25 protein-coding genes are annotated in these 19,930 nt (G+C 73.4%); 17 read left to right on the top strand and 8 right to left on the bottom strand.

What is annotated here, in order from left to right; genetic code table 11:
• Positions 1-107 precede the first annotated feature (107 nt).
• On the top strand, positions 108-1,604 hold the full coding sequence (gene miaB, locus AB0H81_RS09490) for a tRNA (N6-isopentenyl adenosine(37)-C2)-methylthiotransferase MiaB (RefSeq protein ID WP_358371575.1): 1,497 nt from the start codon (positions 108-110) through the stop codon (positions 1,602-1,604).
• 68 nt (positions 1,605-1,672) lie between these two features.
• Here the strand turns inward: miaB and AB0H81_RS09495 are convergent, their stop codons facing one another.
• Positions 1,673-2,050, bottom strand: a complete 378-nt coding sequence (locus tag AB0H81_RS09495; RefSeq protein ID WP_358371578.1) for a hypothetical protein — start codon at positions 2,048-2,050, stop codon at positions 1,673-1,675.
• 510 nt (positions 2,051-2,560) lie between these two features.
• Here AB0H81_RS09495 and AB0H81_RS09500 point away from each other — a divergent pair.
• From AB0H81_RS09500 to AB0H81_RS09515, 4 genes are all read left to right on the top strand, one after another.
• Positions 2,561-3,160 (top strand): hypothetical protein, encoded by a 600-nt coding sequence (locus tag AB0H81_RS09500; protein ID WP_358371581.1) that lies wholly within the window; start codon positions 2,561-2,563, stop codon positions 3,158-3,160.
• 77 nt (positions 3,161-3,237) lie between these two features.
• A complete protein-coding gene (locus tag AB0H81_RS09505; protein WP_358371584.1) occupies positions 3,238-4,110 on the top strand; it encodes an isocitrate lyase/phosphoenolpyruvate mutase family protein in 873 nt (290 codons plus the stop codon).
• A gap of 48 nt (positions 4,111-4,158) precedes the next feature.
• On the top strand, positions 4,159-4,839 hold the full coding sequence (locus AB0H81_RS09510) for a hypothetical protein (RefSeq protein ID WP_358371586.1): 681 nt from the start codon (positions 4,159-4,161) through the stop codon (positions 4,837-4,839).
• 47 nt (positions 4,840-4,886) lie between these two features.
• On the top strand, positions 4,887-5,237 hold the full coding sequence (locus tag AB0H81_RS09515; protein ID WP_358371589.1) for a hypothetical protein: 351 nt from the start codon (positions 4,887-4,889) through the stop codon (positions 5,235-5,237).
• A 19-nt stretch (positions 5,238-5,256) separates the two neighbouring features.
• Here AB0H81_RS09515 and AB0H81_RS09520 read toward each other — a convergent pair whose 3' ends face one another.
• Both AB0H81_RS09520 and AB0H81_RS09525 read right to left on the bottom strand, forming a co-directional pair.
• Entirely contained in the window at positions 5,257-6,171 is a 915-nt protein-coding gene (locus AB0H81_RS09520; protein WP_358371592.1) for a ribonuclease Z, read from the bottom strand.
• Between the two features lie 77 nt (positions 6,172-6,248).
• The gene (locus tag AB0H81_RS09525) at positions 6,249-6,662 is read right to left on the bottom strand and encodes an SgcJ/EcaC family oxidoreductase (RefSeq protein WP_358371594.1); all 414 of its coding nucleotides are present in this window, start codon (positions 6,660-6,662) and stop codon (positions 6,249-6,251) included.
• A 160-nt stretch (positions 6,663-6,822) separates the two neighbouring features.
• On the opposite strand from AB0H81_RS09525, the gene AB0H81_RS09530 reads away from it, so the two are divergent.
• On the top strand, positions 6,823-7,338 hold the full coding sequence (locus tag AB0H81_RS09530; protein ID WP_358371598.1) for a methylated-DNA--[protein]-cysteine S-methyltransferase: 516 nt from the start codon (positions 6,823-6,825) through the stop codon (positions 7,336-7,338).
• Between the two features lie 4 nt (positions 7,339-7,342).
• Here the strand turns inward: AB0H81_RS09530 and AB0H81_RS09535 are convergent, their stop codons facing one another.
• A complete protein-coding gene (locus AB0H81_RS09535; RefSeq protein WP_358371600.1) occupies positions 7,343-7,537 on the bottom strand; it encodes a hypothetical protein in 195 nt (64 codons plus the stop codon).
• A gap of 87 nt (positions 7,538-7,624) precedes the next feature.
• On the opposite strand from AB0H81_RS09535, the gene miaA reads away from it, so the two are divergent.
• From miaA to AB0H81_RS09590, 11 genes are all read left to right on the top strand, one after another.
• Positions 7,625-8,533, top strand: a complete 909-nt coding sequence (gene miaA / locus AB0H81_RS09540) for a tRNA (adenosine(37)-N6)-dimethylallyltransferase MiaA (protein WP_358371602.1) — start codon at positions 7,625-7,627, stop codon at positions 8,531-8,533.
• A 197-nt stretch (positions 8,534-8,730) separates the two neighbouring features.
• Entirely contained in the window at positions 8,731-9,888 is a 1,158-nt protein-coding gene (locus AB0H81_RS09545; RefSeq protein WP_358371605.1) for a histidine kinase, read from the top strand.
• Positions 9,889-9,936: 48 nt separating this feature from the next.
• Entirely contained in the window at positions 9,937-10,608 is a 672-nt protein-coding gene (locus AB0H81_RS09550) for a response regulator transcription factor (protein WP_358371607.1), read from the top strand.
• A 46-nt stretch (positions 10,609-10,654) separates the two neighbouring features.
• Complete coding sequence (dapF, locus tag AB0H81_RS09555; protein ID WP_358371609.1) at positions 10,655-11,467, top strand: diaminopimelate epimerase; 813 nt, start codon at positions 10,655-10,657, stop codon at positions 11,465-11,467.
• A 50-nt stretch (positions 11,468-11,517) separates the two neighbouring features.
• Positions 11,518-12,273, top strand: coding sequence for a hypothetical protein (locus AB0H81_RS09560; RefSeq protein WP_358371611.1), 756 nt, complete (start codon positions 11,518-11,520; stop codon positions 12,271-12,273).
• A gap of 19 nt (positions 12,274-12,292) precedes the next feature.
• Positions 12,293-14,569, top strand: a complete 2,277-nt coding sequence (locus tag AB0H81_RS09565) for a tetratricopeptide repeat protein (RefSeq protein ID WP_358371614.1) — start codon at positions 12,293-12,295, stop codon at positions 14,567-14,569.
• 344 nt (positions 14,570-14,913) lie between these two features.
• On the top strand, positions 14,914-15,276 hold the full coding sequence (locus AB0H81_RS09570) for a phosphomannose isomerase type II C-terminal cupin domain (RefSeq protein ID WP_358371617.1): 363 nt from the start codon (positions 14,914-14,916) through the stop codon (positions 15,274-15,276).
• Between the two features lie 111 nt (positions 15,277-15,387).
• Positions 15,388-15,744, top strand: coding sequence for a hypothetical protein (locus tag AB0H81_RS09575; RefSeq protein WP_358371618.1), 357 nt, complete (start codon positions 15,388-15,390; stop codon positions 15,742-15,744).
• 42 nt (positions 15,745-15,786) lie between these two features.
• Positions 15,787-16,317 carry a hypothetical protein gene (locus tag AB0H81_RS09580; protein ID WP_358371621.1) on the top strand — a complete coding sequence of 177 codons (531 nt, stop codon included), beginning with the start codon at positions 15,787-15,789 and terminating at the stop codon, positions 16,315-16,317.
• A gap of 6 nt (positions 16,318-16,323) precedes the next feature.
• Positions 16,324-16,494 carry a hypothetical protein gene (locus tag AB0H81_RS09585; protein ID WP_358371640.1) on the top strand — a complete coding sequence of 57 codons (171 nt, stop codon included), beginning with the start codon at positions 16,324-16,326 and terminating at the stop codon, positions 16,492-16,494.
• 175 nt (positions 16,495-16,669) lie between these two features.
• Positions 16,670-17,356, top strand: a complete 687-nt coding sequence (locus AB0H81_RS09590) for an HNH endonuclease family protein (RefSeq protein ID WP_358371624.1) — start codon at positions 16,670-16,672, stop codon at positions 17,354-17,356.
• Between the two features lie 166 nt (positions 17,357-17,522).
• On the opposite strand, the gene AB0H81_RS09595 is transcribed toward AB0H81_RS09590, so the two are convergent.
• The 4 genes from AB0H81_RS09595 to AB0H81_RS09610 form a co-directional block, all read right to left on the bottom strand.
• Positions 17,523-17,900, bottom strand: coding sequence for a PepSY domain-containing protein (locus AB0H81_RS09595; RefSeq protein ID WP_358371627.1), 378 nt, complete (start codon positions 17,898-17,900; stop codon positions 17,523-17,525).
• 111 nt (positions 17,901-18,011) lie between these two features.
• Positions 18,012-18,257, bottom strand: coding sequence for a hypothetical protein (locus AB0H81_RS09600; RefSeq protein ID WP_358371630.1), 246 nt, complete (start codon positions 18,255-18,257; stop codon positions 18,012-18,014).
• Between the two features lie 124 nt (positions 18,258-18,381).
• The gene (locus AB0H81_RS09605; RefSeq protein WP_358371632.1) at positions 18,382-19,626 is read right to left on the bottom strand and encodes a HAMP domain-containing sensor histidine kinase; all 1,245 of its coding nucleotides are present in this window, start codon (positions 19,624-19,626) and stop codon (positions 18,382-18,384) included.
• Positions 19,623-19,930: winged helix-turn-helix domain-containing protein (locus AB0H81_RS09610; RefSeq protein ID WP_358371635.1), on the bottom strand; the 308-nt coding region annotated here is incomplete at its 5' end. The genes AB0H81_RS09605 and AB0H81_RS09610, both read right to left, overlap by 4 nt.

Here is a 19,930-nt window from a genome sequence, read left to right on the forward strand (position 1 = left end):
TGCGCACTAACCAGGTGGTACCGATCCGATCACATCATGCCACCGAGCTGGACTTTTGGGCCCACACGGTCTCTCATCTCCCTGCAAGGACTACCCTAGAACGCGCCATGAATGTGACCCAGGAGAGCCCCCGCACGTACGAGGTCCGCACGTACGGGTGCCAGATGAACGTGCACGACTCCGAGCGCCTGTCTGGCCTGCTGGAGGACGCCGGCTACGTGCGCGCGGCCGACGGCGAGACCGCCGACGTGGTCGTGTTCAACACGTGCGCCGTGCGCGAGAACGCCGACAACCGCCTCTACGGCAACCTCGGCCATCTGCGTCCCGCCAAGGTCGGCAATCCGCGCATGCAGATCGCCGTGGGCGGCTGCCTGGCGCAGAAGGACCAGGGCGAGATCGTCCGCAGGGCCCCCTGGGTGGACGTCGTCTTCGGCACCCACAACATCGGTTCGCTGCCGGTGCTGCTGGAGCGGGCCCGCGTCGCCGGCGAGGCGCAGGTGGAGCTGAAGGAGTCGCTCGAGGTCTTCCCCTCGACGCTGCCCACCAAGCGTGAGTCGGCCTACGCCGCCTGGGTGGCCATCTCCGTCGGCTGCAACAACACGTGCACGTTCTGCATCGTGCCGTCGCTGCGCGGCAAGGAGAAGGACCGGCGTCCCGGCGACGTCCTCGCCGAGGTCGAGACCCTGGTCGGCCAGGGCGTGCTGGAGGTCACCCTGCTCGGCCAGAACGTCAACACCTACGGCGTCGAGTTCGGCGACCGGCTGGCGTTCGGCAAGCTGCTGCGGGCCTGCGGCGGCATCGAGGGGCTGGAGCGGGTCCGCTTCACCTCCCCGCACCCGGCCGCGTTCACCGACGACGTGATCGCCGCCATGGCCGAGACGCCCAACGTCATGCACCAGCTCCACATGCCGCTCCAGTCGGGCTCCGACCGGATCCTCAAGGCCATGCGCCGCTCCTACCGCGCCGAGCGCTACCTCGGGATCATCGAGCGGGTCCGCGCGGCCATGCCCGACGCGGCCATCTCCACCGACATCATCGTCGGCTTCCCCGGCGAGACCGAGGAGGACTTCCAGGCCACCCTCGACGTCGTCCGGCAGAGCCGCTTCGCCAACGCCTTCACCTTCCAGTACTCCATCCGCCCCGGCACCCCGGCGGCCACCATGGACGACCAGATCCCCAAGGAGGTCGTCCAGGAGCGCTACGAGCGGCTCGTCGCGCTCCAGGAGGAGATCTCCTGGGAGGAGAACAAGAAGCAGGTCGGCCGCACGCTGGAGGTGCTGGTCGCCGAGGGCGAGGGCCGCAAGGACGACGCCACGCGGCGGCTGTCCGGCCGCGCCCCCGACAACCGCCTGGTCCACTTCGCCGCTGGCCAGGAGACGCCGCGGCCCGGCGACATGGTGACCGTCGAGGTCACCTACGCGGCGCCGCACCACCTGGTGGCCGACGGCGCGGTCCTCGGGCTGCGCCGCACCCGGGCCGGCGACGCCTGGGAGGCCCGTCAGGGCGCCTCCTCGCCGGACGCCAAGGGCGTCATGCTGGGCATGCCGTCCATCGGCCGCCCGGCCGCCGCGCCCGCCGCGTCCGTGGGCGGCTGCCCGGCCTGAGCCGGGGTCCCTCCCGGGCTGTGCGGCCTTCCCGGCCGGCTGCCGGCACCTGAGCCTGCGCGAGGGCCTCACCGGCCGCCGAGGAGGCGGTAGCAGTAGTCCCGCCGGACGTCGGGGAACGTCGCGCACGGGTCGGGCGCGGGAAGCCGGTCGGCGGTCCCGGCGCGTCCCGCGTCCTCCGGTTCCCGGCGGCGCTCGGTGTCCTCGGGTTCCTGGCGGCGGCGCTCGGCGGGCTCGGGTGGCGCCACGGTCTCGGGCTCCACGTCCGGTACGGGGGTCGCACGAGGATGCGGGGGCGCGGCCGGGGCGGGAGACGGCGAAGCGGCCACCCGCGCGGCGGGCGCCGGCTCGCCGGCCGCTTCCGGCATCACGCTCTCCCGGGGCGTGCCTTCGACGACCGGCCCGGCTTCTTCTCGTCCCAGCGGCGGCGCGACCCACGGGGACATCACCGGAGGCTCTCCGAGCGTGGGCGGACGCCGCTTCTTGCCGCGCTCGCGGGCCGGTGGGCTGACGCGTTCGAGCCGCCTGTCCGGGCCGGGCGGGGCGGGGTCGCCCGCGAGGGCCGGCGCGGGCTGTGACGTGGGCCCCGGCCAGGTGCCCGCCCAGTCGGCAGGCCACTCCGCCCGTCCCCGCCGGCGCGCGTGGGGTGGCGCGGGAATGCTCGCATCACCGGTAAGCCGGCTTATCCGATCATTCGCCGGCGTGCTTTTCTGGGCGGTTCGAGGGGTGCCGACGAACGCCAGCACGACGCCCATTCCGGCGATCATGAGCACGCCGGCCACGCTCGCCGCCGGCGCCATGCGGTCCTGACTACCTGCGCGAATGCCCTTGAAACGCGACAATTCGTGATTCCCTCGTGATGGGTGGGCGAGCATTCCACTGATGCGGCTAGTGTGGTCCATCACCCGCGGAAGCCGGCGAGCTTTCCCGATACGACCGCAGGGAGTTGTGTCACCATGCATGATCCGAACGAGCCGGATCGCCAGGAGATCCTGACAGGACCGGGCGACGATCGCAGACCGCCCAGGTCCGCTCGTACCAGCCCCAAGAGCCGCAAGACCCTCCTCATCGCCGCGTCGGTGCTCGTGGCGGTGCTCGCCGCGGGTGGTGTCGGGTTCGTCGTGGCGGGAGGCGGCCTGCCGGGCGCGCAGCAGAACGGGTCCGCGCAGCCGAACGGAAACGCCCACCAGGACGGCGCCGACCAGCAGGACGGGCCCGTCGACCAGGGCGGCGGCGACCGGCAGGGCTCCCCGGAGGCGGACGACGGGCTGGCGGACGACGAAGAGGCCGCCATGGGCGACGCCATCACGGACGACCCCGCCGACGAGGGCACGGCCGACACCGGCACCGCGAAGAATCCCTCCGACTCCGGCACGACCACGCGGTCCGACACGGGCTCGGCGGGCAAGGACAGCACGACGGGCACGGGCACGGCGAAGAAGCCCACGGCCTCGCCCGCCAAGCCGCCGCAGGACCAGCAGGGCGACCCGTCCGACGGCGCCGCCGACGGCCCGGCCGGTCAGGTCGCCGGCCAGTGCGCCACGAGCGGCTGCTGAGGCGTCCCCAAGTGGTTCGCCCCTTCATCCGCGCAGTGGACCTGGGGTCCGGCTCACCGCGCGCCTAGGGTCGCTGCATGAGCGGCATGAGCGGCATGAGCGGCATGAGCGGCATGAGCGGTACGAGGAGAGACGAGGAGCGCGGCGGCCGGGCAGCGGCCGGCGAGGCCGCCACGGCGGGCGCCGCCGAGACGGTCGAGCGCAGGGACGCGGAGGACGCCGCCGCGTCCCTGCGGCGGCTGCACGTGCCGGGCGACCCCTTGATCCTGCCGAACGCCTGGGACGCCGCCTCGGCGCGGGCCGTGGTGGAGGCGGGGTTCCCCGTGGTGGCCACGGGCAGCGCGGCGGTGGCGCCGGTCCTCGGGTACGAGGACGGTGAACGGACGCCCGCCGCCGAGATGATGGCCGCCATCGGCCGCATCGCCAGGGCCGTCCCGGTGCCGGTCACCGCCGACGTCGAGCGCGGCTACGGCCTCGACCCCGCCGAGTTGGCCGAGCGGCTGCTGGCGGCCGGGGCCGTGGGCTGCAACCTGGAGGACTCCGATCCCCGTACCGGCGAGCTCGTCGACCCGGAGAGGCAGGCGGAGTTCCTGGCCGGGGTACGGGCCGCCGCCGGGTCCCGGCTGGTGATCAACGCCCGGGTGGACACGCACATCGGCGGCGACGGGAGCCGCGCGGCGGCCGTGGACCGGGCGCGGCGATACCTGGACGCGGGCGCCGACTGCGTGTACCCGATCGGGGCGGACGGCGAGAAGGAGATCGAGCGCCTGGTCGCGGAGATCGGGGCGCCGGTCAACGTCCTCTTCCGGCCGGGGACGCCTCCTCTGGCGCGGCTGGCTGAGCTGGGGGTGGCCCGGGTCAGCTTCGGCCACGGCCTCCACCAGGCGGTCCACGCCCACACCAAGCGCCTCCTCCAGGCCATCGCCGCCGGCCGCGACCCGTACGCGTAGACGGGCTCGCTGCTCGTCGGGGCATCCGGGTGGGCATACGCTGATCGTGTGCTTGTCGCCGCGGCGGTCTGCCCGCATCCGCCCCTCCTGGTTCCCGAGCTGGCCGGCGCCGCCGCCCACGAGCTGGACGGCCTGCGCGCGGCCTGCCGTGACGCGCTCGCCGAGCTCGACGCCGCCGCGCCGGACCGGCTCGTCGTGGTGGGCGGCGCCGAGTCCGCGGGCTCGTACGGCGGCCGGTCGGCGGGCACCCTGCGCCCGTGGGGCGCGGACATCGTCGTCGGCGAGGGCGAGCCGGTGCTGCCGCTGTCGCTGACCGTCGGCCGCCTGCTACTGGGGGATCGGCCGGTGGACGGGTTCGAGGCCGTGGCGTTCGACGCGGAGCCGGCCGCCTGCCTGGCGCTGGGGGAGTCGCTGGCGCGGGACGGCCGGGTGGCGTTGCTGGTCATGGCCGACGGCTCCGCCCGGCTGACCGCCAAGTCGCCGGGCTACCACCACCCGGCCGCCGAGCCGTACGACGAGATGCTCGTGCGGGCGGTGGGCGACGCCGACGCTGCGGCGCTCGCGCGGCTCGACCCGGAGCGGGCGGAGGAGCTGTGGGTGGCCGGGCGCGCGGCCCTGCAGGTCCTCGCGGGCGCCGCGGGCCGGGGCGGCCCCGGCGGGCTCAAGGGGCGGCTGCTGGCCGACGTCGCCCCCTATGGCGTCGGCTACTTCGTGGCCGCCTGGACCTGACCCCGGCCGCGACGCCGCGCACGCGCGCGTGGCGCTAGGTTGGTGCGGTGCCGCTCGTCGAGATCACCTACGCCCCGCACGTCCCCGAAGCCGCGCTGCGCGAGCTCGCGTCGGCGCTGCCCCACCTGGTCTCCACGGCCGTGGAGTGCCCCGAGGAGCCCTATGACGGCGACCTGCAGCCCGGGGACGTGGACCTGCGGTTCCGGCCGTACGGCCCGCTGGACAGCGGCGGCCTGGACGTCGTGGTCGAGGTGCGGTCCAAGTGGTTCGAGAGCAGGGCCGCGAACCGGCAGGAACGCGTGGACCTGCTGCACGAGGGGATCGCCGCCGCGACCGGGCTGGACGACTTCGGCGTCTACCTCTCGCTTCCCGTGGCCGCCTGGTCGCAGGGCGACTGACCGGCGCACCGGCCGACCGTCAACCGATGGTCAGGTGCTGGGGACGGCGGGGGACGGGGACGGTCGTCAGGTCGCGGGCCAGGACGACGTCGCCGTCGTAGTGGCGGCGCGCCTCGGCCAGGAAGGCGGGCTCGTCGGCGAAGCCGTACCGCTCCGAGAAGTGCGTCAGGACGAGGCGGCGGGCGCCGGTCCGTGAGGCGACGAGGCCGGCCTGCTCGGCGGTGAGGTGCCCGTACTCCTGCGCGAGAGCCTCCTCGGCCGACAGGAACGTGGACTCGATGACGAGCAGGTCGGTGCGCTCGGCCAGTTCGAAGACCGCGTCGCAGAGGCGGGTGTCCATGATGAAAGCGACGCTCTGGCCGGGCCGCGGGACGCTGCACTGGTCGAGCGTGACGCCCCTGACCGACCCGGTGCGCTGGAGCTCGCCGATCTCCGAGCCGTGGATGCCGTGGGCCGCCAGCCGGTCGGGGAGCATGCGGCGGCCGGCCGGCTCCTGGAGGCGGTAGCCGTAGGACTCGACCGGATGCGACAGGCGGCGGGCCGAGAGCTGCCCGAGCACCGCGTGGTCGCCGCTGAGGGGATGCTCGCCGATGACGTCGGTGTCGGCGAAGGCCGCGGCGTGGCGCAGGCGCTGCCAGTAGGTCAGGCCGGAGGCGGGGAACACCGCGCGCACCGGGTGACGCACCTTGTCGCGCGCGATGCGCTGGACGACGCCGGGGACGCCCAGGCAGTGGTCGCCGTGGAAGTGCGTCAGGCACAGCCAGTGCACGTCGTTGGCGCTCAGCCCGGCGTACGCCATCTGCCGCTGCGTGCCCTCGCCGGGGTCGAACAGGAATCCCTGGCCGTCCCAGCGCAGGAAGTAGCCGTTGTGGTTGCGGTGCCGGGTGGGGACGGCGCTGGAGGTGCCCAGCACCACCAGCTCACGCGACGACATGGCGGCCTCGGCGGCAGAGTTCCATCCCCGGATGGTACGGCCTTCGCCCGCCGGCCCTCGCCCCGTTTTCCGCCGCCCTACCCTTCGTCGACCACGGTGGTGTTCTGGCAGGCGGTGAGCCGCCACTCGCCGTCCTCCTTCGCCATGACGAACATCGGCGTGCCCGTCGAGGACCCCTCGGACCCCTGGTAGACCTGGCGCACCTTCACGGCGGCGACGTCGGGACGGATGAACAGCACGTGCTCCACCTCGAACGAGACCGTGGCGCCTCCCATGCCGCCGGGCAGGACCTGGTGGGTGAAGGCCGAGATCGCGTCCCGGCCGAAGAGGCGCTTGCCGTGGCCCGTCGTCCAGATCGCGTCGTCCCGGAACAGGGCGACGAACGCGTCGGGGAGTTCGTTGTTCTGCGCGTGCTCCACGCGGGCGACCACCTGCCTGATCGCCTCGATCTCGGCCTGCGGGGTCAGTTCTGCGGTGTCTGTCGTGCTCATGGGGATCACCGTAGAACCTCAATGAAGCTTGAGGTCAAACCCGTGCATCCGCGGGGGTCCGTGTGGTGTTCCTTCCTCGAAAGGATTTTCCAGCCGTAGGAGTTACGGTGACAGGGAGGCGCCGCGCAGGAGGCGCCGCACGAGTTCACGCGAGGACACGATGACCACAGTGGCGTTCGCCGAGGTGCCGAGCCCGGTGGGGACTCTGGTGCCCGCCGTCACCGAGGAGGGGCTCGTCGCCCTCGGCTGGGGCGGCATGGTGGTGGCGCGCGAGCGCCTCGGGCCGGGCATCACCGAGGTGCGCGACCCGGATCGCACGGCGCAGGTGGTCGCCGAGCTGGAGGCGTACTTCGCCGGCGAGCTGCGGGCGTTCGAGACGCCGGTCGACTGGCGGCTGACGTCGGGCTCGCGGCGCGTGGTCCTCCAGACCCTCCACCGGGTGCCGTACGGCAGCGCGGTGACGTACGGGGAGCTGGCCGCGCGCAGCGGATCGGCCGTGCCGGCCCGCGGGATCGGCTCCATCATGGGCTCCAACCCGATCCCGATCGTGGTGCCCTGCCACCGCGTGATCGCGGGCAACGGGCTCGGCGGGTTCAGCGGCGGCGAGGGCGTGGAGACCAAGCGCTGGCTGCTGACCCACGAGGGTTATCTGCAGCCGACCCTGCTCGACCTGTAGCGCCTCAGCCCTCGGTGCCCTCCGCCGGGCCGCCCTCGTCGCTCATGTCCCGGCCCGGGCCCTGTCCGGTGTCGCGCCTGCCCTCCAGCGGATCCCCGTGCTGCGCGGCCGGCCGCCCCTCTTCCCCGGCCTGGCCGGGCACCTGGTGGTGCTTGCCGTGAGCGGTGAACATGTCCTTGATCTTCTCGACGATGGACATCTGATCCCCCGATCAGTGATCCCCCCGGACGGCTCCCGGGGGTGCCGTCCGTCACCCCATACCCCGACAGTTGACACACTTATCGGTGTGCGCCAGCAGTCAGTCATCGCCGTCGTGGGTCCCACGGCGGCCGGGAAGTCCGACCTCGCCGTTGACATCGCCCTCAGGTTGGGGGGTGAATGCGTCAACGCCGACTCCATGCAGCTCTACCGGGGCATGGACATCGGCACGGCCAAGCTGAGCCAGGAGGAGTGGCGCGGCGTGCCGCACCACCTGCTGGACATCTGGGACGTCACCGTCACGGCCAGCGTCGCCGAGTACCAGAAGCTCGCCCGGGCGCTGCTCGACACGCTCCCGGTGCCCGTGCTGGTCGGCGGCAGCGGCCTGTACGTACGGGCCGCCGTCGACGACCTGGAGTTCCCCGGCACCGACCCGGAGATCAGGGCCCGCCTGGAGGCGGAACTGGCCGAGACCGGCCCCGCGCCGCTGTACGAGCGGCTGACCCGGCAGGACCCGGCCGCCGCCGCGGCGATCCTGCCGAGCAACGGCCGCCGCATCGTGCGCGCGCTGGAGGTGATCGAGCACTCCGGCCGGCCGTTCTCGGCGACCATGCCCTCCTACGACGGCGTCTACCCGTGCGTCCAGATCGGGCTGGAGGTGCCGAGGCCGGAGCTGGACGAGCGGATCGCGTTGCGGGTGGAACGCATGTGGGCGGCCGGCCTGGTGGACGAGGTTCGCGGGCTGCTCGGGCAGGGGCTCGCGCGGGGCCGCACGGCGAGCCGCGCCCTCGGGTACGCCCAGGTGCTGCGCTTCCTGGAGGGGGAGTGGACCGAGGAGCAGGCGTTCGAGGAGACGGTGCGGGCGACCAAGCGCTTCGCCCGCCGCCAGGAGTCGTGGTTCCGCCGCGACCCGCGGGTGCGCTGGCTGCCGTACGACGCGCCCGACCTGCTCGAACGCTCGCTCGCTCTGGCCGGCGCCGGCGGCGGCGTGGCCTGAAGCCCACGATCGCGACCGCGGTCGCGGTCGCGCTCGCGGCCCGCACGGGTGGCGGAGGCCGTGCCTCAACCTTCCGCGGTAGTCCCACGTCAATCGAAGGTTGGATGTGCGGTGTAGTGGCGCGGGATTAGCATCCAACAATGCGCGGTGGTGCCGCTTCATTGCTCCGGCGGCTTCCCGCCGTCGATCCCCTCCTGGTGGACGTCAGCCTGGCACTGCTGCTGTTCGGTGGCAGCTGGCTGTGGGCCGTGTACGAGCCGGGCAGGGGGACGCGGCCGGTGGACGCGGTGGCGGTGGTGCTGACGGCGGTGGTCGGCCTGCCGCTGGCGCTGCGCCGGCGGGCCCCGTTCGCCGTGCTCGTGGTGTCGTCGGCGGCCGCGATGGCCTACCACGCGCTCGGCTACAACTACGGCCTGAACAGCATGGCGCCCCTGCTGGCCCTCTACACGGTGACCCTGCACCGCTCGACCGCCCTCACCGTCGCCGGCGCCGTGCTGGTCACGGTGGAGTGGACGCACGCCGGCACCCTGCATCCCGGTATCGCGTGGTGGTCCGCGCTCGGACAGGCTCTCGTGGTCACCGCGATCGCCGTGTGCATCGGCACGAGCATGCGGTTGCTCGCCCTGCGCACCAGGCAGCTCACCGACCTCGCGGTGGAGCTCCACCGCGAGCAGGCCACCGCCGCGGCGCACGCGGCCACGCAGGAGCGCGTGCGCATCGCGCGGGAGCTGCACGACGTCGTCGCGCACCACATGTCGGTGATCTCGGTGCAGGCGGGCATGGGCCGCTACGTGGCCCTGTCGGACCCGGCCACCGCGCACTCCACACTGGGGGTCATCGCCGACACCAGCCACGAGGCGCTGACCGAGATGCGGCGGATCCTGGCCATCCTCCGCACGGAGGGCTCTCCGCGCGACAACGAGGACAAGGACGAGGGCACGGACCTGTACGCCGCCACTCCCGGCCTGGGCCGGCTCGCGCCGCTCGTCGACCGGATCCGCATGGCCGGCCCGGCGGTCGAGACGCGTGTCGAGGGAACCGCCCGGCCCCTGCCTCCGGGGCTCGACCTGTGCGCCTACCGGATCATCCAGGAGTCGCTCACCAACGTGCTCAAACACGCCAGGGCGGCCCGCGTCGAGGTGATCCTGGCGTACGGACCGGAGGATCTGACGATCCGCGTGACCGACGACGGCGCCGCGCCGCAGGCCGTGTCGGGCTCGACCGGGCACGGGTTGATGGGCATGACCGAACGTGTCAGGCTCTACGGTGGAACGATCACCGCAGGCCCACGTCCGGAGGGCGGATTCGACGTGCGGGCCACCTTCCCGCTGCCGGTGCCCGAAGGACGTGGGTGACGCCGGGCGCCCGCCCACCGGACGCCCCTTCTATCCGTGAGGACACGCATGGTCACCGTACTGGTGGTCGATGATCAGGTCCTGATCCGCGCGGGCCTGGCCGCCCTCGTCCGCGCCGCGCCCGGGCTGGACGTCGTGGGAGAGGCCGCCTCAGGCGAGGAGGCCGTGGAGCTGGCCGCGTCCGTCCGGCCCGACGTGGTGCTGATGGACGTCCGGATGCCCGGCATGAACGGGCTGGCCGCGACCGAGCGCATCCTGGCCGCGGCGGGCGACCAGGCGCCGAAGGTGCTGATCCTCACCACCTTCGACATCGACGAGTACGTCTACAACGCGCTGCGCCTGGGCGCGAGCGGCTTCCTGCTCAAGGACACCCCGCCCGAGCGGCTGATCGCCGCGATCCACACCGTGGCCGCCGGTGACGTGCTGCTCGTCCCCGGGGCCGTCAAGAGGCTCGTGGAGGCGTTCACCGACGCTCCTGCCGCGGCCCCGCGCGACGTTCCCGACCTCGCCCAGCTCACCACGCGCGAGACCGAGGTCCTGCGCGCCGTCGGGCGGGCGCTGTCGAACAGGGAGATCGCGGACCGGCTGCACGTGAGCGAGGCCACGGTCAAGACCCACCTCAACCGGCTCATGGCCAAGCTCAACCTGAACAGCCGCGCGCAGGCCGTGGTCGTCGCCTACGACTGCGGGCTCGTCAAGCCCCGCGGCGCCACGGCCTGAAGGCCCCTTCCGCGGCCGGGTGCGAGGGCCCGTATAAAATCGGTTGATGCGCTTTCTCAAGGGGCACGGCACCGAGAACGACTTCGTCATCCTGCCCGATCACGACGGCGAGCTGGAGCTGTCCGCCTCGTTCGTGGCCGCGATCTGTGACAGGCGCGCCGGCATCGGCGCCGACGGCGTGCTCCGCGTGGTGCGCACGAAGCTCTGCCCGGAGGTGTCCGACCTCGCGGGCGAGGCCGAGTGGTTCATGGACTACCGCAACGCCGACGGCGGCATCGCCGAGATGTGCGGCAACGGCACGCGGGTCTTCGCCCGCCACCTGGTCGACGCGGGCCTGGCCCAGCCGGGCGAGTTCGCCGTCGCGACCCGGGGCGGCATCCGGCGGGTGAGCCTGGACGTCACCGGCGACGTGACCGTCGACATGGGCCTGCCCGTCGTGCACGGCCGCAGCGTCACCACCGTCGCGGGCCAGGAGTACGAGGGGCTGCACGTCGACATGGGCAACCCCCATCTGGCCTGCGCCATCGGGGATCCCGTGGTCCAGCTCGACCTCACGCACCAGCCGGGCTTCGACCCGTCGGTCTTCCCGAGCGGCGTCAACGTCGAGCTGTTCAACGCGGTGGGCCCGGCGCGCGCGGTCATGCGCGTGTACGAGCGCGGCTCGGCCGAGACCCGCGCGTGCGGCACCGGCGCGGTCGCCACGGCCGTCGCGGCGGCGGCGCTCAGCGGCGAGACGACCGGCTCCTGGACCATCGAGGTGCAGGGGGGCACGCTGACCGTCACGCTCACAGCGGACACGAGCTACCTGGCCGGCCCCGCGGTGATCGTCGCGGCCGGCGAGCTGATGCTTGCAGAATAATGTTCTCTTGAGCGATGCTGGGTCCACTTCCTGAACCGAGAGGTGGACCCATGGCCGACCCACGCACCACCGCACAGCGGGTGAAGGCGCCCATCGGGCAGTACGGCGGGGGTTTCATGCTCTCGCGCGAGGCCAAGGCCCTGTGCGACGAGGTCGGCCTCGGCGCCCGCGAGCTGTACTTCCGGGGGCGCTGCGGCGTGCTCGGCGAGTGCGAGGCCGACGTCGTCACCTCGGTCGCGGTCTTCTTCCCGCCGGCCCACGTCGAGGAGAGCTGGAACGGCGGGCGCAAGCTGCCCGCCGAGGAGGCGGTCGAGCTCTACGCCGGGGCCTGCCACGCGTGGGGACGGCGCAAACTCGGCGGTCACGACGGGTGCGCCCGGCTCGCCGAGCTGCTCGAACGGGTCGTCGCGCACGCCCCGTCGCCCGGGGCGCCGCTGTTCGCGGGGTGGCGGGCCGTCCCCCTGCCCGGGGACCCGCCCGCGCGGGCCGCGCAGCTCATGCACGTCGTACGCGAGCTGCGCGGCGGCCTGCACGCCAACGCGGTGATCGCGGCGGGCATGAGCCCGCTTGAGGCGATGCTCGCCTCCGCGCACGACGGATCCCCGTTCGGGCACGTGACCGGCGAGGCCATGGCTAAGTTCTTCCAGTGGCCCGAGCCGTATCCGAAGCCGACACCCGAGCTCGTCGCCCGTCGCGCGGCCGTGGAAGTCGCCACGGACGAACTCCTGGCACCGGTTTTTTCGGTGCTTAATGAGGATGAATCGGACGAGCTCATCGGGCTTCTGCGTTTTGGGCAGGGTCATTGACCTGGCAGACTGGCATGCCATGGACGTGGACATCTGGGCCTGGGTCGGCGACACCCAGCAGCAGCTTTCCGAGGCGGGCAACATGGGCCTCGCCATGGCGCTGGGAGACCTCCCCGCACAGGCCTACGAGGGCCGTTACCCGCAGCTCGACGTCATGGCTCCGGCCATCGCGCAGCAGGCGGAGACCCTCGAGCTGCCGTGGCTGGAGTTCTACGCCCGCTACTGGCATCTGATCGGCCGTGTCGGCGACCGCGCCCAGGGCGCGGTCGCGATCGGCGACGCGGAGCAGCTTCTCGCGTTCGCCCAGCGCGAAGACGTCAGCGACTGCCCGGCCGCCCCGGCGGCGGTCGAGGCGCTCGCGCTCGCATGGGCCAACGCCGACGGCCCCGGCTACGCGGCCCTGCGCCTGGAGAAGCTCGGCCCGGCCATCGAGGCCGCCGACCCGGCCGGCCCCGTGTACACCGGGCTGGTCACGCAGTACGTCTCGGCCCTGACCGACGCCGGCCGGCAGGACGAGGCCGTCGCCTACGCCGAGGCCGCCGTCGAGCGGCTGCGCGCCGCAGGCCGCCAGGCGAGCTGGGAGCTGGGCGCCGAGAGCGCCCGCGCGCTGCTGGCCGCCGGGCGCGCCGAGGACGCGCTCAGCGCCCTCCAGGCCGCGGCCGACTTCCAGGCCGACGACCCGGTGGCCAAGGGGCACCGCGACGGCGTGCGCCGCGCGCTCATCCTGGCCACGCTGGGCCGTGTCGCCGAGGCCGTCGACGCGCTGCCCGACCTCGACGTGGTGGGCGAGCACCCGCGCGACTGGGTCGAGTGGACGCGGGCCGTGAGCCTGCTGGCCGGCTCGTCCCAGATCACCAACACCTGGCAGCTCGGCCGCGTGGTCCGCCAGTGGATCGACTACTTCGGCATGATGGGCGGCTACCGCTCCCGCGTCGAGCTGGCCCTGATCGCCGGCGACCTGGCCATCGCCCGGCAGGGCGTGTGGCAGGCCCGGCTGCTGGCCGACCTCGCCGAGTCCGGCATGGGCGAGCTGCGCGACAGCTCCGGCGTGGCCGAGCGCGTCGCGGCGCTGCGCGCCACCGCCGACTCCACCACCGAGCCGCCCGCGCCCGGTCCGGTCGCCGAGCGCGTCGCCTACTTCGACGCCGCCGACGGCCACAACGCCGACCCCGAGCGCTGGGCCGGCTGGCTGTCCCCGCTGTCCGGCCAGGACCTCGAGACCACCCGCCGGCACACCACCACGCTCGGCTACCTCGGCTATCCCGCCACGGGCGCCGACATCTACTGGAAGCTGCTCGTCGACGAGGGCGACGTCGCCTCCGCCGACGCCGACGACATCGCCTACCTGACGACCCTGCTCGTCGAGGCCCGCCAGGACGAGCGGCTGGAGCAGATGGCCGCGCTCCTCCCGCACGACCAGCAGCAGCTCACGCTGGCCCGCCTGCACATGGCGCGCGAGCGCTGGCAGCAGGCGCTGGAGGCGGCCGAGCACGCCGTCGCGGCCGGGGGCGGCATCGAGGCCCGCCGCATCGTCGGCGCCGCGGCCCAGCAGCTCGACGACAACGCCAAGGGCGCCAAGGCGCTGCTCGACATCCTCGACGACCTCACCGAGGAGGACACCTGGCGCATGATCGTCATGGCGACCTCCGCCGAGGACTGGGACACCGTGCGCAAGGGCGCGGCCAAGATCGGCATGCCGATCAAGTCGGCGTCGGGGCCGATCGAGGAGGAGATGGGCCTCATCCGGGTCATCCTCCCGGCGCCCGACGGCGGCCAGCGCCAGGTGCTGTCCATCCGCACGGGCCCGGCCACCGCCCGCCTCGCCCTGCCGCAGCCGCGCGGCATGGACTACAACGCGGGCGACCTCGTCGTGTTCGACCCGCAGCTGCTGGAGCCGGTGCCGGAGGACGCGCAGGAGGCGCAGAACTTCGTGCCGCCGTTCGCCGCGGTGCGCATCCTGCGGCCCGGCGGCTACACCAGCTACTTCTTCGACGGCGCCGCGCCGGCCGAGGACGACTGGGCCGACTTCACCGAGACCATGGCCGAGCGCGGCTGGCCGATGTGGGTCTACAGCGACGAGAACTACACCGTCACCCACCCCACCTCCGGCGAGGCGCTGCCCGGCGTCTTCGGCTGGGTGGCGGTGCCGCCGGGCGTGTCGGCGGTCGAGGTCGACGCCCTGCTCGACGACGCCACCGAGCGCTGGTCGCACCCGCTGGCCTGGCTCGACCTGGCGCGCGAGGTCGACGTCGAGGTCGAGCGGCACGAGCGCATCGTGAAGGAGTACGGCCTCTGACCGAGGCCCGGACGCAGGATGTACGGCTTCTGGCCGAGGCCCGGACGCAGGGGTACGGCCTCTGAGTGAGGCCGCCCCGGACGTCACGCCCGGCGGAGTGCGCTCCGCCGGGTCGCCTTGGAGCACGGTGGAGTGCTCCACCGGGCGGCGCCGGTGGAGCCCGATGCTGTGATTCACCGGGTCGCGCCGGTGGAGCGTGGTGGTGTGATCCGGCGGGTGGCGCCGGTGGATCACCTGATAGCTTGCGCTCCGGATCGGAGAGGCCCGGACGCGCCCCGGGCCCGCTCCGACGCCGTACATCTCGCGCGGGCGCGTCTGCACGCGCGGCACACGTGGAGGGGACGATGCAGGACATCGACAGGCTGGCCGCGGTCATCCGGGACGAGCGGCCCTGGGGCGGCTTCGAGCGGTTCACGCTCAACGAGCCGTCCACCGTGAAGATCATCGAGGTCCTGCCCGGGGAGCGGCTCAGCCTCCAGCGGCACGAGCACCGCGACGAGCTGTGGGTGGCGCTCGACCCGGGCTGCGTGTTCGAGGTCGACGGGCAGCGCGTCGAGCCCGAGGTGGGCGAGCGCATCCTGATCCGGCGCGGGCAGACTCACCGGCTGAGCTCCTCCGGCCCGGCCACCCGCATCCTGGAGATCGCGTTCGGCCACTTCGACGAGGACGACATCGAGCGGCTCGAGGACGTCTACGGGCGTTCCTGACGCCCGCGGCGGCCGGCGGCGTGCTTCGGCGCCGCCCGGCGATCCGCGGTTGTCGCGTTGGGTGCGTAATAAGAAACCAGACGTGTAGCAGGTCGGCCGCGCCTCGTCGACGTGGGAGCCGTCGGCCGCACCTGGGTTGACCAACTCACCGGACGCGGCGGGTTCGACGTCACCGTCGTCGAGCAGGGCCTGCTCCACCCCGGCGGGCACGCTCGCGGCATGGCCTTCCAGAACGCGACGACCGAGACGGCCGCCACGTACGGCAGTCAGCGCTACGGCAGTCAGCGCTACGGCGGGCGGCCGTGCTTCGACCGGGGCGGCGGGCTGGAGGCCACCATCCCCGAGCGCTGGACCGGGCTGCTCCGCCGGCACGGCTGGGCCGAGGCGCGGGACACCGGGGCTGAGCCGGTCGGCCGGGAGCGGCGCGAGCAGTGGTGGCTGGCCGGCCTGGAGCGGCGCGTGCGGTGACGGCTGGTCGGCCTGGAGCCCTGTACACCGCGGTGACGGCTGGTGAGCCGGGAGCGGTGCGCGCAGTGGTGGCTGGTCGGCCTCGAGAGTTGCGCCTGGCTGCGGCTCGGCTCTGCGCGGGTGCTGGGCGAGTTCCTCATCCCCGGCGGCGGGCCGGCGGTGGCGGTGACATGCGGCGAGGCGCGAGCACGGCGCGCGACCGGGTTCGGAGCATGGTTCCCGGCGGGCCGCGCCGTGGCCGGGGGCGAGCGGAAGGACGGCCGGGGCGCCGGCGTCGCCGTGCGGGTCAGGCCGGAGTGCGCAGGAGAACCGGGGCACCGGGCCGTCCCGGCCGGGGTGGTCGCCGGCGCGGCGGGGTTCTGGGGTCCGCCGGTCGGTCGCGATCCGCTGGTGGGCGAGGTCCGGGGTCTGGACGGGATCCAGGTGGACGAGTTCCAGCTGGACGGGGTCCAAGCGGCGGAGGCGGTGTGGGAGGCCCGTCCGGCAGGCGTGGCCGAACCCGTGGCTGAGCTGCTCGGGTCGGCAGACATGGCCGAGCCCGTGGCTGGGCCGGTCGTGTCGGGTCGCTCTTAAGTCGACCTGCACGAGTGTGAGCTCAATCGCTTCGAGACGGTCCATCTTGCCCCGGTCTTCGTCGAGGAGCGCGGCCGGCGGAATCTTGTCGAGGTCTACGACCTCCTCCACCTTCTCCCAGGGTATGGACGCTTTCCGGCCACCGCGAACCGCCCCCCGCCTTTCGCGCCGTCCTGAGCCGGGAGCCCTCTTCCTGGTCCCGCTGCACCACGGCCACGTCAGGGCCGTGGCCGCCGCGCACTCCGCTCACCTGGCCATACGGCTGGTCATGATGCCGTGTCGGGATACTTGGGCGATTAAGGGTAATTTCTCTACCTAGGCTTTACACGTTTCTGAAGTCTGGGGAGTGGACGTGCGGGTTCGGGCTGGTCTGGCCGGATTAGCGGCGGTAGTAGCGCTTGCCGGGTGCGGGGGCCTGGAGGCCCGGACGGGAAAGGACACCGGCACCTCGTCCTCCTCGTCGTCGAAGTCGGTCAAGATCGACGTCGCGGAGGCGCGGAAGAAACTCGGCAAGCTGGACGTCAAGGGCCGGGCCCCGCGGACGGGCTTCGAGCGGGACAAGTTCGGTCCCGCGTGGGCGGACGTCGACCGCAACGGCTGCGACACCCGCAACGACATCCTGAAGCGCGACCTGCGCGACGAGAAGTTCAAGTCCGGCACGCACGACTGCATCGTGCTCAGCGGCGTCCTGGACGACCCCTACAGCGGGAAGACCATCACGTTCAAGCGGGGCCAGGACACCAGCACGGAGGTGCAGATCGACCACCTGGTGCCGCTCTCCGACGCCTGGCAGAAGGGCGCCCAGCAGTGGACGGCCGCCAAGCGCAAGGAGTTCGCGAACGACCCGCTCAACCTGCTCGCGGTCGACGGCCCGCTGAACGGCCAGAAGAGCGACTCCGACGCCGCCACCTGGCTGCCGCCGCGCAAGGGGTACCGGTGCGCCTACATCGCCCGGCAGATCGACGTGAAGGCGAAGTACGGGGTGTGGGTGACGAGCGCGGAGAAGGACGCCATGCAGGGCATCCTGTCCTCCTGCTGACGCCCGCTCCGGCAGACGTAGCGCTACGGGAGGGGCGTCGCGGGACGTGCCAGACGCGCCAGGACGTGGCGGGGACGTCGCGATCGTGACGGGCTCCGGCGCCGGGAAGAGCGGCGCCGGAGCGGATGGTCCCCGCAGTCGCGGAGGCCTCCCGTCAGTCGTCGGCTCAGTTGTCGTCGTCCTGATCGTTCTGGTCGTCCCGGCCGTCGTTGTCGTCGTCGTGCTGGTCGTCGTCGACGTGGTTCGACAGGACCTTGCCGGTGGCGGCGTCGATGTCGAGGTCGTTCCTCGTGTCGCCCTTGATGATGTCGACGTCCCAGACGTCCTTGCCGTCGTTTTCCCGATCGAGCGACAGGTGCGCGACCCAGCCGCCCGGCACCTCCTTCTCCGCGATCTTGAGCGCCTGTTCGGCGAGCACCTTGGGCGCGGGGGCGGGCGCGACGGCGACGGCCCGATCCCGGGCCCCGTCCTCGGACGTGGCAGCCGCCGCCAGCGCGTAGCTCCCACCCGCGATGGACAGGACGACACCGGTACCGACGATCATGAATCTCTTCGTGAGCTGCATGTCCTCAGGTAAGCGCGGAGAGCGGTAAGCCGGCGCTAAGCCGCGGTTATGGAGTCTTTAGCGCCGTACGCGGTTGAACCGGGGGAGAGGTCAGGCCGTCTCCTCGCCGGCGTCCGCCGGGGCGCGCAGCTCGGCCAGGTCCACGATCTCCTGAAGCTGGTCGAGCTGGTAGTAGCCCATGTCGAGGGCGTGGCCGTGCCGGGTGACCCGGTACCAGATCTCGCCGGGCCGGGCCGCGGGCTCGATCATGCGGGCGAACAGCCAGTGGACCGTGTCCACGCGCAGCTCGACGGGCTCCACCCGGAGCCCGTCCGGCCCGATCAGGTACGCCGCCATCTCCCCGGTGTACCGCGCGGGCGCCCTTCGAGGCCAGCCTCACCCGCCGGCCTCGGCATGGGGACGCCCACACGGCCCCCTTCACGCGCCGGCCTCAACCCGTGGGCCCCGGCGAGGCCAGGGCTCACCCCGTGGGCGCGCCCAGGACCACCTCGACCACCGCGCCGCCACCCGGGCCGCGCGAGACCGCGAGGGAGCCGCCCGACGCCTCCGCCGTGCGGCGGGCGATGTCGAGCCCGAGCCCGGTCGAACCGCCCCCGCTGTCGCCCCGCCTGAGCAGCGCCGGCTCGAACCCCGGCCCGCGATCGGCCACGACCAGCACCACACTCTCCGGGCGCGGCCCGAGCCGCACGGACAGGGCCGCGCCCTCGGGGGTGTGGGCGAAGACGTTGCCCAGCAACGCGTCCACGCACGCCGCGAGGTCCTGCGCGCCCACCGCCACCGGCAGGGCAGTCCCGGGCACGGACACCTCGACCTCGCGCCCCTGGTCCTCGGCCAGCACCGACCAGAAGCGCACCCGTTCCAGTACCACCGCGGCCGCGTCGCACGTCTCCCGCCCGGCCGAGCGGCGCCGCGCGCCGGTGATGACGGCGCTCACGGCCCGCTCCAGCGCGTCCACGCGCGCACCCACCCGGGCCGCCTCCTCGGGGTCGCGCAGCGACTCGGCGTCCAGCCGCAGTGCCGTCAGCGGCGTCCGCAGCCGGTGCGACAGGTCCGCCACCGCCTCGCGCTCGGCCGCGAGGAGGTCGCCGATCCGCCCGGCCAGGTGGTTGAGCGCCAGCGCCACCGAACGAACCTCCGGCGGCCCGCCGGGCTCGGCCCGCGCCTCCAGGTCGCCGCCCGCCAGCCGGTGCGAGACGCGGGCCAGCCCGTCCACCGGCCGGGTCACCGCGAGCGCGAGCCGGTCGGCGAGCAGGATGCCGAGCACCACCAGCGCCAGGCCGAGGCCGGCGAGCGCGCCCCACGCCTCGCGGACCCCGCGCGTCAGCTCGGCCTCGCTCACGAACACCCGGGTCACGACCGTGCCCTGCGGCGACTGGGCCGCGGCCAGCACCTCCCTGCCGCCCGGCGCCTCGGCCGTCACGCTGCGGCCCGTCGCCGCCAGCCGTACCGCGTCGGAGCGCGGGGCGGGGGCGCCCAGGGTGCGCCCGTCCGGCAGGAAGACCGTGACCGGCAGCTCCACCCGCTCCACCGCCAGCGGCAGGTCGCCCGTGCCGGCCGCGACGCCGACCGACGCGGCCGCGCCCGTGGCGCGGCTCATCGCGCCGTTCTCGGCCACGGCGCGGATGAGCAGCGCCATCGGCACCAGCAACGCGATGAGCACCACCGACGTGGTGGCGGCCACCAGCAGCGCGAGCCAGCGCCTCACGACGGATCGACCAGCTTCACCCCGACCCCGCGCACCGTGTGCAGGTAGCGGGGCTCGGAGGCGGTCTCGCCGAGCTTCCTGCGCAACCACGACAGGTGGACGTCCACGGTCTTGTCGGCGCCGCCGTACGGCAGCTGCCACACCTCCGTCAGGAGTTGCCGCTTGGTCACCACCTCGCCCGGCCGGGAGGCGAGGTAGTGCAGCACGTCGAACTCGCGCGGCGTCAGGTCCAGCGTCGCGCCGTCGAGCGTGGCGGCGCGCCCCCGCGGGTCCACGCTGAGACCGCCGACCCGCAGCGCGGCGG

The organism is Nonomuraea sp. NPDC050691, from assembly GCF_040654455.1.
In the GTDB taxonomy this organism is placed as follows: Bacteria; Actinomycetota; Actinomycetes; order Streptosporangiales; family Streptosporangiaceae; genus Nonomuraea.